This window comes from Sphaerobacter sp., assembly GCF_019683595.1.
Lineage (GTDB): Bacteria > Chloroflexota > Chloroflexia > Thermomicrobiales > Thermomicrobiaceae > Sphaerobacter.
On record NZ_JADGHZ010000105.1, the window covers coordinates 1 to 12,209 of the forward strand.

The window sequence follows — 12,209 nt, forward strand, 5'->3', positions numbered from 1 at the left end:
GCCCCGCGCGGGGCGGCCGCCGGACGCCGAGAAACCGGGCGATTCCGCCGCTACACGCTGTCTGCCGCCGCGGCCGGGGCGGCCGACGGCACCGGGGGCGCGCCCAGGATCTCGGTGATCTTCTCCTGGCCGATCGTCTCCTCGGCGATCAGTGCCTCGGCCAGCGCGTCCAGCTTGTCGCGGTGCTTGCGCAGCAACTCCTCGGCACGCTCCATCGCCTCGCGGAGGAGTCGCTGGACCGCCTCGTCGGCCCGCTCCAGCGTGGCCTCGGCGACGTCGCGCTCCTGCATGATCTCTCGCCCGAGGAAGACGTGCTGCTCGCCCATCCCCAGGTAGACCGGGCCAACCTCATCGCTCATGCCCCAGAGACCGACCATGCGCCGCGCGAGCAGCGTGGCCTCCTTGAGGTCATTCTGGGCACCAGTCGTCATCTCGTTGAATACGAGCTGCTCCGCTGCGCGCCCGCCCATCATGACGGTCAGGCGGGCGAGGAGATAGGCACGGCTGTAGTTGAAGCGGTCCTCGTCCGGCGCCTGGATCGTCACCCCGAGGGACTGCCCGCGCGGCACGATGCTCACCTTGCGCAGGGGGTCGGTCCCGGGGGAGAAGTGGGCAGCGACCGCGTGGCCGGCCTCGTGGTAGGCCACGACCCGCTTCTCATGCTCGCTCATGATCATGGCCCGCTCGGTGCCGAGCACGATCTTGTCGAGCGCCTCGTCGAAGTCGATGCGCTCGACGATTTTCTTGTTCTTCCGCGCCGCCATCAGCGCCGCCTCGTTGACCAGGTTGGCCAGGTCCGCCCCGGAGAAGCCCGGCGTCGCCGCGGCGATCCCCTCGAGATCCAGGTCGTCCGCCACCGGGATGCCCCGCGTGTGGATGCGAAGGATCGCCTCGCGCCCGCGGCGGTCGGGGAGCCCGACCGTCACCTGCCGGTCGAAGCGGCCGGGTCGCAGCAGCGCCGGGTCGAGCACGTCCGGCCGGTTGGTGGCCGCGATCACGATCACGTCCTGGTGTGCCTCGAAGCCGTCCATCTCCACGAGCAACTGGTTCAGCGTCTGCTCGCGCTCGTCGTTCCCGCCTCCGAGCCCGGCGAAGCGCTGCCGGCCCACGGCGTCCAGCTCATCGACGAACATGATCGACGGGGCAGATGCCTTGGCCCGCTCGAACAGGTCACGGACCCGGCTGGCACCGACGCCGACGAACATCTCGACGAACTCGGACGCGCTGACACTGAAGAAGGGCACGCCGGCCTCCCCGGCCACCGCGCGTGCCAGCAGCGTCTTCCCCGTCCCGGGCGGGCCGACCAGCAGGATACCCCGCGGCAGCCGCGCGCCGATGGCGTGGTACTTCATCGGGTTGCGCAGGAAGTCGACGACCTCCGATAGCTCGGCCTTCGCCTCCTCCTCCCCCGCCACGTCGGCGAAGGTCACGCGCGGGCGCTCCGCGTCGTAGACACGCGCCTTGGAGCGGCCGAAGCTGAAGACGTTCTGCTGCCCGCGCGACATGCTGCGGCCGAGGTAGACCATCAACCCGATGAAGAGAAAGAGCGGCACGATGGTGGCGAGCAGGCTGGGCCAGACGGAGCCACCCGACTGGTCGATCTTCACGGTGACCCCGTGACTCTGCAACAGGGGCACCAGATCGGCCTGGCTGTTCTCCGGGATGGTCGTCTGGAATTGCGTGCCCGTTCGGATCTCACTCGGGCTGGTACCGGGTGGCGGAGACTCGCCGGGCCCGAGCACTTGATCGCCCGCGAGGCGCACCTGCTCCGCGAAGGTGCCGGTCACCTGCTGGCCTCGGATCGTGACGCTGGAGACGTTGTCGACCTCGACCTGCTGGATGAACGCTGAGTACGGGACGTTCAGCCGTGCGCCACCCGACGGCCAGAAAAAGGTGTAGACGTTCCACAGCGCCAGCGCGATTAACGCCACCCAGAGAATCCAGGTGGGAAACCTCGGCCGGCCCTGGGCAGGCGGGCGGGGTTCGCCGGGGCCCGGCGGCCCCGGGCGGTTGGTGGGCTCTCTCATGCTACTGGAATGCCTTCCTCGATGCGTTGGACCAGGTTGGTCTGATCACGACGGACCCCGCAAGCGGTCGATGCCCAATACACGTTTGCCTGTGGGCATCGCACCCTCGGTGCCATCCAATGTACTTATTCTACCGGTTTGGAACTTTTTGTGTCGTCGCGGGGCTGCGGCGGTGCCCCCCTGTCATATGCCAAACCGCACGAGGCAGCCGCTGGTGGACGGCTGCCTCGCACGTGAGGAGGAGATGAGTCTGGTGTGCTGAGTTGGACCCCGGAGTGTTGACCCGGCTGGGATCCCACACCTCCGGGTACCCCTATTCTGACCCTAACAAGGCGATTTGTCCAGACCAGAGTATGGGAGAATTGTCAGAGTCCCGATGGGCCGTTGAACGTACTGGCACGATCCGCTGCGAGCGGCGATCATTATGGGCGACGTTGCGGAGCTTCCTGCGGCGTGGATCCGGCCATCGCGGTGGACAGGCACGAAAGGGTGAGGGGAGAGCGGCATGGTGCTCGGAGAAGCGTTTCACCGGCGGGCGGCCAAGCTGCTGAGCGAGCGGCTCACCACGCTCGAGAAGCACGCTGCCCTGCTCTTCGATCCAGCCAACATTCGATACGTGACCGGCCTCCGCTTCCTTCCGACCGATCGGCCGCTCGCGGCCTGCGTCTGGGCTGACGGCAGCGCGGCCCTCTTCGTGCCGCAGATGGAAGCCGAACATCTGTCGAGCGGATGGGTGACCGACGTCCGCTGGTACGCCGAGTACCCGGCAGAGGAGCCACCGGTCCGCTGGATGGCCCGTGAGGCGGGCGGGCCGCTCGTCGTCGATACCGCCGTGAGCGCGCGGGACTGGAGGGCGATCGCGGAGGAGGTCGAAGAGGTCGAACTGCTCGACCCGGTCGCGGAGCAGCGGGTGGTGAAGTCCCCGGCTGAGATCGCCCTCATCGAGCGCGCGGCGGGCTACGCCGACATGGCGCTGGAGCGGGCCTTCGCGCGCCTGACGACGGGTAGCACCGAGCAGGACGTGCTGGCTGAGATCATCTCCGTCGTCGACGGCATCATGCGCCAGGATCTCGGCGACGACTACGACCTCCCCGGACCGGGCATCACCGGGTCGCTCCTGAGCGGCACCCGCACGACCATGCCGAACGCACCGACGAGCAACCGCGCGCTGACTCGCGGCGACTGCGTCGTCGTGGAGTTCACCGCGAATGTCGCCGGCTACCACGCGCAGGCGGGCTGCACCTTCTTCGTCGGCGACCCGCTGCGCGATGTGGTCCGCTGGGTGGAGAGCTCGATCATCGCCCAGAACGCCGCGCTCGAAGCGATGACGGTGGGGGCGACGGCGGAGTCGGTCGATCTGGCCGCTCGCCGGGCGCTGGAGCGACTGGGGCTCGGCACGAACATCCGGCACCGGACCGGTCACGGGATCGGCCTCAGCCCGATCGAGGCACCATATCTCACCCGTTCCCAGACGACGGCGTTGGTTCCTGGTATGGTGCTGGTAGACCGCCCTGGCGTCTACATCCCCGGACGCATCGGTGCCCGGAATGCTCGAACCGTGGTCATCGAGGCCGACGGCCCCCGGGTGCTCAACCCCCGGATTGACCGCTGGGATAAGATGGAGTCGCGGCTGAAGGAGTTCTAACGCGCGCCGTGGATTCCAGAGCGCCGCGCTTGGTCGATGGCAGCAGCGGGCACGGCCCGTCAACCTGCTCGGATGGGAGCGCAGTGTGAACGAGCGGATCGGCGTCTTCGTCGCCTGGCCCTACGCCAATGGCGACCTCCACCTTGGGCACGTGGCGGGGGTCTACCTGCCGGCAGACATCTTCGCCCGGTATCACCGCCTGCGGGGCAACCGGGTGCTCATGGTGAGCGGCAGCGACGCACACGGCACGCCGATCACCGTCTCCGCCGAGCGGGCCGGGGTGTCCGCGCGCGAGTTCTTCGAGCGCTACCACCGCCGCTTCCTGGAGAGTTTCATCGGGCTGGGCATCAGCTTCGACCTCTTCACCCATACCGACACCGAGAACCACGCCGCGGTATCCCAGGACATCTTCCGCGTGCTCTACGAGCGGGGGTTCATCCACACCGAGGCGATGGCCCAGCTCTACTGCGAGACCGACCAGCGCTTCCTGCCCGACCGCTACGTCGAGGGCACCTGCCCCCACTGCGGCTACCCGAACGCACGGGGCGACCAGTGCGACAATTGCGGGCGCACCCTCGACGCCACGGAGTTGATCGACCCGCGCTGCAAGCTCTGCGGCAGCCGGCCGGTCGTCCGCGAGACGGAGCATTTCTTCTTCGACCTGCCGGCCTTCGAATCGCGCCTGCTCGAGTACATCGGCCGTCAGGAGCACTGGCGCCCCAACGTCCAGCGCTTCGTGGAGAACTATCTGCGCGGCGGGTTGAAGGCTCGCCCGGTCACGCGCGACATCGAGTGGGGCATCCCGGTGCCGATCCCCGGCTACGAGCACAAGGTGATGTACGTCTGGTTCGAAGCGGTGATCGGCTACCTGTCGGCCAGCATCGAGGCGACTAAGAACCGGGGCGATGAGCACGCCTGGGAGGCCTGGTGGACCGACCCCGCCGCCCGCGGCTACTACTTCATCGGCAAGGACAACATCCCATTCCACGCCATCATCTGGCCGGCCGAGCTGATGGGCTACGATGAGCGGCTGAACCTACCGTTCGACATCCCGGCCAGCGAGTTCTTGAACCTGGAGGGGCAGCAGTTCAGCACCAGCCGCAACTGGGCGGTCTGGCTCCCCGACTACCTGGAGCGGTACGCCCCGGACCCGCTCCGCTACTACCTAACCGCGATCGCGCCGGAGACCGGCGACAGCGAGTTCACCTGGCGCGGGTACGTCGAGCGCAACAACAACGAGCTGGTCGCCGCCTGGGGCAACTTGGTCAACCGCGTGATCAGCTTCGCCGTGCGCCACTGGGACGGCCGCGTGCCGGAGCCGGGCCAACTCGACTCACGTGACACCGAACTGCTCGACCGGATCGCGGCCGGGTTCGACACGGTCGGGTCACTCTACGGGCGTGCCGAATTCCGCGCCGCGCTGCGCGAGACGATGTCCCTCGCACGCGAGGTCAACCGCTACCTCGACGATAAGGCGCCCTGGTTCCAGATCAAGGAGGACCGCGAGGCGGCCGGAACCACGATCTTCGTCGCCCTGCGCGCGATCGACTCGTTGGCCACGCTCTTCGCCCCGGTGCTGCCCTTCACCAGCGCCGAGGCGAAGCGCTTCCTTGGCCAGGAGGATCCGCTCTTCGGCGATCTTCAGATCGAGCGCTTCGATGAGCGCGAACGGTCCCACGAGGCACTGGTCTACCAGCCCCTCGCCTCCGAGGGGAACGTCGACCGCTGGGTGCCGAGCACGCTCTCGCCCGGCCAGCCCCTGGCGCGTCCGCGTGTGCTGTTCCAGAAGCTGGACGAAAGCGTCATCGAGGAGGAGCGCGCCCGCCTGGAGCACGCGAGCGGCACGACCACAGCGGCGAAGGAGTAGCCTCCGGAGCGAGTGCCGGTCCGGCTGGTCCAGACCGTCAGATCAGCGGGCGCACCACCCCCGCGTCCCAGATCCTCGGCGGACGCGGGGGCACACGGCTTTCCCGAGGAGGTGGCGACATGGACACCGACGGCCGGCACCGCTTCTACATCACCACCTCGATCCCCTACGTCAACGCCGCGCCACACCTCGGCCACGCACTGGAGTACATCCAGACCGACGCCTTCGCCCGCTACCACCGGCTCATCGGCGACGACACCCGCTTCCTGACCGGAACCGACGAGAACAGCCTGACGAACGTCCTGGCCGCCGAGCGGGAGGGGATCCCGGTCGCGGAGCTCGTCGACCGCAATGCCCAGGCGTTCCACCGCCTCACCGAGTACCTGCACATCTCCAACGACGACTTCATCCGCACCGCCGCCGAGCCGCGTCACATCGAGGGCGCGCAGAAGCTCTGGGCGGCGTGCGACCGGGCGGGAGACATCGACAAGCGCTACTACGCCGGGCTCTACTGCGTCCTCGGCGAGCAGTTCTATACCGAGGAAGAGGCCCCGGACGGCCTCTGTCCCGAGCACCACATCCCGTTGGAGCTGGTCGAGGAGGAGAATTACTTCTTCCGCCTCTCCCGGTACCAGGACGCCTTGGCGCGCGCCATCGACTCCGGCGGGCTGCGCATCATCCCCGAGACACGCCGGAACGAGGTCCGCGCATTCATCGCGCGCGGCCTGGAGGACTTCAGCATCTCCCGCACGCGCGCACGGGCCCGCGGCTGGGGCATCCCCGTGCCGGGCGATCCCAACCAGGTGATGTACGTCTGGTTCGATGCGCTGGCGAACTACATCACGGCGCTCGGCTACGCACACGACGCCGAGCTCTACCGGCGCTACTGGGTGGAGAACCCCGACCGGGTCCACGTCATCGGCAAGGGCATCCTCCGCTTCCACGCCGTCTACTGGCCGGCCATGCTGATGTCCGCCGGGGAACCGTTGCCGACGACCATCGTCGTCCACGGCTACCTCACCATCGGCGGCGAAAAGATGAGCAAGTCGCTCGGCAACGTGGTCGACCCGGCCGAGCTGACGGCACGCTACGGCGCCGACGCGGTGCGCTACTGGATGCTGCGCGAGGTGCCGCCCACCGAGGACGCCGACTACACCGACGAGAAGCTCGAGCGACGCTACAACGCCGACCTCGCCAACGACCTGGGCAACCTGCTCAACCGCACCGTCAGCATGATCCAGCGCTACCGGTCGGGCGTCGTACCCACACCCGCTGAGCCGGTCGCCACCGATGAGGACCTGGAAGCGGTCGCCGCGGGACTCTCCGGCACGATCGAGCAGACGATGGGCCGGGATTTCGACCCACAGGCGGCACTCGCAGCCATCTGGGATTTGGTCGTCCGCGCCAACCGGTACGTGGAGGAGACCTCCCCGTGGAGCCTCGCCAGGGCCGAGCGGGGCGGCGACGCGATCGCCACGACGCGGCTCGACACCGCGCTGTACCACCTGGCTGAGGCCCTGCGGATCATCGCCCAGGCGCTCCGGCCGTTCCTGCCCGACACCGCAGAGCGCATCGCCGAACAAATCGGCGTCGCGCTGGACGCACGCTCTTGGCCCGCGGCGCTCACCTGGGGCCAGCTTCCACCCGGAACCCAGGTCAGCGAGCCGCACCCGATCTTTCCGAGACTTGAGGGGTGATGTGTGGTGCGTCATACGTCATGCGTCACCCGTAACGTGTATTGCGTAGCGCGTACTGCGTATCTCTCCCCTCTCCCCTGGTGGGAGAGGGGCCGGGGGTGAGGGGGATGGATGCCGACGTTGATCACCTGGAACCTACCACCCGGGGCGGCCTTGGTCGCCGGGGACGACTGGCTCCCCGCGATGCTCGCCGCGCGCCTGCCGGGCGGGGAGGTTGTCGAGGACCGGGCTGAGGCGACGGATACGCCGGTCATCGTGGCCGCACGGGGTGCGCTGGGCGCGGTGGCCGACGAGGCGTTGGCGGAGGCGCGCGTCGTCGTGCTCCTCGACCCGGACGAAGGGGAACGGCTACGCGCGGTGCACCGGCTCGCGGGCCGGAACGGCACGCGGCTGGAGGTCATTCCTTCGCTCGCGACCCTGACAGCGGCCGAGCACACCATGCTTCTCATCCTTGCGCTCAGCCGCCGCCTGTTCCACGCCTACTCCGACCTGGTATCTGGAGAGCGGCGACCCAACCTCCACCGGTCCGACCGGGGACAGGGTACGCGGAACTGGGTCGGCATGGAGTGGCCGGAGCCGATTGCCGGGAAGACGCTGGGCATCGTGGGGCTCGGGCGTGTCGGAGAAGCGGTCGCGGCGCGGGCCAAGGCGTTCGGCATGCGCGTAATCTACTATGACCGGGAGCGGAAGCCGGCCGCCGAGCGGCGCTGGGGCGTGCAGTACCGGCGCTTCGACCAGCTCCTCCGCGAATCCGACATCGTCAGCCTACACCTGCCCCTTACGCCCGAGACGACCCGCCTGCTCGACGCGCCTGAGCTGGCGCTGATGCGCCCGAATGCCTACCTCATCAACACTGCGCACGGCGGGCTGGTCGACGAAGGCGCCCTGATCCGCGCGCTGCGCCAGAGAGACATCGCCGGGGCTGGACTGGATGTCTTCGCCTACGAGCCGATCGCTCCGGACAGCCCGCTCCTGGCCCTCGACAACGTCGTGCTCACCCCGCACATCGCCGGCGCCAGCGACGACGCCGTTCGCCGCGCCTTCGTGGAGCGCGCAGCGCAGGTGCTCCTCAGCGAGGCGGGGTAGGGCGTCATACGTCATACGTCATACGTCATACGTCATGCGTCACCCGTCGTGCGTACTGCGTATTCCGTCCTCTCCCCTCTCCCACCAGGGGAGAGGGGTCGAGGGTGAGGGGGACGTATGACGTATGACGTATGACGCATCCCTCACCACTCCTCGCCCAGCGCGCGGGTGAGGGCGCCGAGGTCGTAGTAGCTGGACTGCTCGACGATCAGGCCGTCGCGCACGAGGTAGAAGGCGGCCATCGGTTGGGCGATGCGGCGGCCCTGCTCGGTCGCAACCGTGGTCATCTCGACGGCGACCCGCTCGCCGTCGGCAATGATCGAGCGGACGGCGGTCCACATGTCGGGCCAGCGTGCCTCGCTGTATTCGAGCACCAGCCGGAGCTGCTCCTTCCCACGCACCTCCTGACCGTCGAGCTCGCGCCCCGGTGCCCAGACGACGATGTCGTCCGCACAGTATTCAAGCGCCTCGTCGATATCACCCCGGTTGAGCGCCGCGATCGACGCCCGCACGACGTCGACCGGCGACGTGGCGCGTTCGTCCATCCCGCTGGGACCTCCCTCGCCTCCCGGCTAAACCACTACCCAAACCCGGGGGGATGGTACCACGCACGGCATCCACAATCCGGCCTGTGTTCGGCTCTAGGCGCATGGTACGATCGGGCTGGATTGATCCGCTTGGGCGAGGGAGTGGAGCGCGTATGGGCACCGATCCCCGCGAGACGCCAATCTATCTCGACTACAACGCCACCACGCCGGTACTGCCGCAGGTGCGCGATGCCCTGCTTCCGTTCCTCGACACGCACTTCGGCAACCCGTCGAGCGATCACCCGTACGGCCGGGCAGCGGCAAAGGGGGTCCAGCGTGCCCGCCAGCAGGTGGCTGACCTTCTCGGCTGCGCGGCCGACGAGGTCGTCTTCACCAGCGGCGGGAGCGAGTCCGACAACTGGGCCCTCATCGGCCGGGTCTGGGCAACCGGGAGCGACCGGGCGCATGTCGTCACCACCATCGTGGAGCACCCGGCCGTGCTGAATACCTGTCGCTTCCTGGAGCGTCGCGGGGTGGCCGTCACCTACCTGCCGGTGGATGGGACCGGGCAGGTGGACCCGGACGACGTGCGCCGGGCGCTCCGGCCGGAGACGGTCGTCGTCTCCGTCATGCACGCTAACAACGAGGTGGGCACCCTCCAGCCCATCGGCGAGATCGCGGCCATCTGCCGGGAGGCCGGAGTGCCGCTGCACACCGACGCGGCTCAGAGCGTGGGGAAGGTTGCGACCCGGGTCGACGACCTGGGTGTGGACATGCTGACGATCGCCGGGCACAAGCTGTACGCGCCCAAGGGGATTGGTGCCCTCTACGTCCGGCGCGGCACGGCACTGGAGCCGCTCATCCACGGCGCGGGGCACGAGGGGGGCCGCCGCGCCGGCACCGAGAACGTGCCGTGGATGGTTGCGCTGGGTGCCGCCGCGGCGCTGGCAGGCGCGACGCTCGAGGGCGAGGCAGCGCGCCAGCGGGCGCTGCGCGACCGGTTGCACCGCCTCCTGGAGGAGAAGGCCGGCGGCGTGACGCTCAACGGCCACCCGACCGCCCGGCTCCCGAACACGCTCAACGTCCGCTTCGCCGGGATCGACGGGAACGCGCTCCTGGCCGCCGTGCCCGAGGTCGCGGCCTCGACCGGTTCCGCCTGCCACGCCGGAGAGACCGAGCCGTCGGCCGTCTTGCTGGCGATGGGGATCCCACCGGAAGAGGCCGTCGGAGCGGTGCGCCTCAGCCTCGGACGGCTGACGACCGAGGACGAGGTCGACCGCGCGGCCGAGGCGTTGGCCGCGGGCGTCGCCCGGCTCCGTGCGCGTGGAGGAATGTAGGATCGCCGTGGTCTTCCGTCACCGGGTACCAGACCCTGCGCTCCACATCGTGAGCTTCGATCTGGTCCGTAAGTTCCCCGCGCCGCTCGCGTGGCAGGTGGCCGCCGCCACGCACGGCGTGCGGGTCGTCTGGCTGGTGGACGACTGGCAGGTCCGCTCCAGCTACCACCACCCCGCGTCGCGCGCCATCTACGTCAACACGCGCGGCACGTCCTGGTACCAGACGGCACTGACGTACGGTGCCGCGACCTATGTTGAGGCGGTGACCCTCTGGTTCCTGCACGAGCTGGGGCATGCCGCGCACCGGCACGAAGGGGATCGGCGCCGGGCGCTGCGCCTGGGCAAGGACGACCCGCGCGAGGTCCAGGCCTGGCACTTCGCCCTGGCGTTCCGCGCGACCCAGCGCGACAAGTGGCAGCGGCTGGTGGACGCCTACGCGGCGTGGTACAGCACGTATCAGCACCGCCGGAAAGACTGGCCGGACGATCTGGCGGAAGCGCGAGCCGCGGGATGGCCCGAGAAACCGTACCGCGGCTGGCCCGCTCTGGGGAACGAGCCGGTCGACGTCAGCTCGCGGCCGGGGCCAGCGTGATCGTCATCTGCCCCTCTTGCAACGTCACGGACTCGACCGCCACGCCGGACCGATCCAGCCCGTTGCGGAGCTGGTCGTTCAACGCCGACTCCAGCGGGGCGACGGGGATGATCCACCCCAGTGGTCCGGTGATCCGCCCATTGGTGAGCTGCACCTCACCGTCGGCCACCACCACCTGGCCCTCGTAGCGCCCACTCAACCCGAAGGCGCGCAGGTCGATGGCGAACGCCTCGGGCGTGATCTGCACCTGAACGCTTTCCAGCGGCCGGATCCGATCCCGGTTAGCCTCGATCCGCTGGTTCAAGTCCTCCTGGGTGACGGTCACCTGGCGCGTTCCTGGAGACGGGGTAGGGACGGCTACCACAGCGGGCGCCGCGGGCTCCTCGGACGACTGCGATGCCGCCGGGCTCAGCCGTTCCGTGATCGTGCGGGCAACATAGGGGCGAACCACGCCGGAGAAGGTCGCGAACCCGGCCAGGACGAGGACCACGGTCAGAACCATGACAGCCAGGCAACCGAGAACGCGCCGGCCGACGCCCGGGCCGCGCTCCCATTCGCGGTACTGGGTCCGCGCCTGCACGGTCGCCACCGGCCGCGCCCGCTGGCTCCTGGCATACGCGCGGCGCGTAAACGGCTGGCCGCAGCGTGCGCACCGGTGGGTGCCTAGCGGTTGGTCCGCCCCACAGCGGGGACAATACATGATGAACAATCCCTCCCGGCTGCATCGCGGTCCCCGGCCCGCTGACGCATGGCGCAGGCCGCCGCGTCGTGGCTCTCGATTGTACCCGCCCCGTCCAGGCCGCCCCAGGTGGGACTCCTCCGACCCGCCGCCAGGCGGCTGGCGGCAGCGCTCTTCAGTGAAACGAGGCAAACCCCGCATCTGGTATCATCCGACCCACCCGGAGCGCCGCCCACTCTGCCATCATGAACGCTTCTGACAAACCCAACGTGACACAGGTTTGCCCGTCTGTCACCGAGGAGGAGAGGGCATGTCATGAGCGATCGATCCGGTTGGTTTCCCTATGACCCGAGCCGCGACCCCGATGCCGGAAACCCGGCTCACCAGGGTCGGGTGGTTCGCCTCGGCGCGATCTGTGACTTCGCGACCGGTGCTCCTGAGACGGGACCGTCGCAGAGCTTCACGGTCTGGGAGTTCGTGGAGCTGGAGGATGGGCGGCATGTCGTCCTGCGTGAGCTCGGATGGACCATGAGCTCGGTGCTCGCGCTCGTGGAGCTGGAGGACGGGCAGCGAGTCGTTCTCGAGAATGTGGCCCCCGCCCGCACGGGCTTGACAGCCGAAAAGATCCGACAGGACGTGCTGAACGTCGTGCTTCCGGACGACGACGAGGAAGCGCGCAGGGAGCCCCACCCGTGGGAGTGGCTCGCTGAGCTGGCGACGCAGCAGGGCATCGCCGTGACCGCCGACGAGCT

At 68.9% G+C, this 12,209-nt stretch carries 10 protein-coding genes; 7 read left to right on the forward strand and 3 right to left on the reverse strand.

The genetic code is table 11. The features are described from left to right. Positions 1-50 precede the first annotated feature (50 nt). Positions 51-1,931 carry an ATP-dependent zinc metalloprotease FtsH gene (gene ftsH / locus IRZ30_RS11435; RefSeq protein ID WP_294085251.1) on the reverse strand — a complete coding sequence of 627 codons (1,881 nt, stop codon included), beginning with the start codon at positions 1,929-1,931 and terminating at the stop codon, positions 51-53. Between the two features lie 601 nt (positions 1,932-2,532). Between ftsH and IRZ30_RS11440 the strand changes: the two genes are divergently transcribed. The 4 genes from IRZ30_RS11440 to IRZ30_RS11455 all read left to right on the forward strand — a co-directional run bounded on the left by IRZ30_RS11440 (position 2,533) and on the right by IRZ30_RS11455 (position 8,322). Continuing rightward, entirely contained in the window at positions 2,533-3,672 is a 1,140-nt protein-coding gene (locus IRZ30_RS11440) for a Xaa-Pro peptidase family protein (protein WP_294085252.1), read from the forward strand. Between the two features lie 85 nt (positions 3,673-3,757). Further along, complete coding sequence (gene metG, locus IRZ30_RS11445; RefSeq protein ID WP_294085253.1) at positions 3,758-5,539, forward strand: methionine--tRNA ligase; 1,782 nt, start codon at positions 3,758-3,760, stop codon at positions 5,537-5,539. A 119-nt stretch (positions 5,540-5,658) separates the two neighbouring features. Next, positions 5,659-7,236, forward strand: coding sequence for a methionine--tRNA ligase (metG, locus tag IRZ30_RS11450; protein ID WP_294085254.1), 1,578 nt, complete (start codon positions 5,659-5,661; stop codon positions 7,234-7,236). A 111-nt stretch (positions 7,237-7,347) separates the two neighbouring features. Then, positions 7,348-8,322 (forward strand): NAD(P)-dependent oxidoreductase, encoded by a 975-nt coding sequence (locus IRZ30_RS11455; RefSeq protein ID WP_294085255.1) that lies wholly within the window; start codon positions 7,348-7,350, stop codon positions 8,320-8,322. A 143-nt stretch (positions 8,323-8,465) separates the two neighbouring features. Here the strand turns inward: IRZ30_RS11455 and IRZ30_RS11460 are convergent, their stop codons facing one another. After that, entirely contained in the window at positions 8,466-8,867 is a 402-nt protein-coding gene (locus IRZ30_RS11460; RefSeq protein WP_294085256.1) for a nuclear transport factor 2 family protein, read from the reverse strand. Positions 8,868-9,022: 155 nt separating this feature from the next. Between IRZ30_RS11460 and IRZ30_RS11465 the strand changes: the two genes are divergently transcribed. Further along, positions 9,023-10,186: a cysteine desulfurase family protein gene (locus IRZ30_RS11465; RefSeq protein WP_294085257.1), complete on the forward strand. Its 1,164-nt coding sequence runs from the start codon at positions 9,023-9,025 to the stop codon at positions 10,184-10,186. Between the two features lie 7 nt (positions 10,187-10,193). After that, a complete protein-coding gene (locus IRZ30_RS11470) occupies positions 10,194-10,778 on the forward strand; it encodes a hypothetical protein (protein ID WP_294085258.1) in 585 nt (194 codons plus the stop codon). On the opposite strand, the gene IRZ30_RS11475 is transcribed toward IRZ30_RS11470, so the two are convergent. Further along, a complete protein-coding gene (locus IRZ30_RS11475) occupies positions 10,753-11,367 on the reverse strand; it encodes a DUF2993 domain-containing protein (RefSeq protein ID WP_294085259.1) in 615 nt (204 codons plus the stop codon). The two genes, IRZ30_RS11470 and IRZ30_RS11475, sit on opposite strands and share 26 nt — an antisense overlap. A gap of 405 nt (positions 11,368-11,772) precedes the next feature. On the opposite strand from IRZ30_RS11475, the gene IRZ30_RS11480 reads away from it, so the two are divergent. Continuing rightward, the coding region (locus tag IRZ30_RS11480) for a hypothetical protein (RefSeq protein WP_294085260.1) at positions 11,773-12,209 on the forward strand (437 nt) is incomplete at its 3' end.

Coding starts and splice junctions, on each gene's coding strand:
- IRZ30_RS11440 (WP_294085252.1), top strand. CDS start 2,533: ATGGTGCTCGGAGAAGCGTTTCACCGGCGGGCGGCCAAGCTGCTGAGC.
- metG (WP_294085254.1), top strand. CDS start 5,659: ATGGACACCGACGGCCGGCACCGCTTCTACATCACCACCTCGATCCCC.
- IRZ30_RS11455 (WP_294085255.1), top strand. CDS start 7,348: ATGCCGACGTTGATCACCTGGAACCTACCACCCGGGGCGGCCTTGGTC.
- IRZ30_RS11460 (WP_294085256.1), bottom strand. CDS start 8,867: ATGGACGAACGCGCCACGTCGCCGGTCGACGTCGTGCGGGCGTCGATC.
- IRZ30_RS11465 (WP_294085257.1), top strand. CDS start 9,023: ATGGGCACCGATCCCCGCGAGACGCCAATCTATCTCGACTACAACGCC.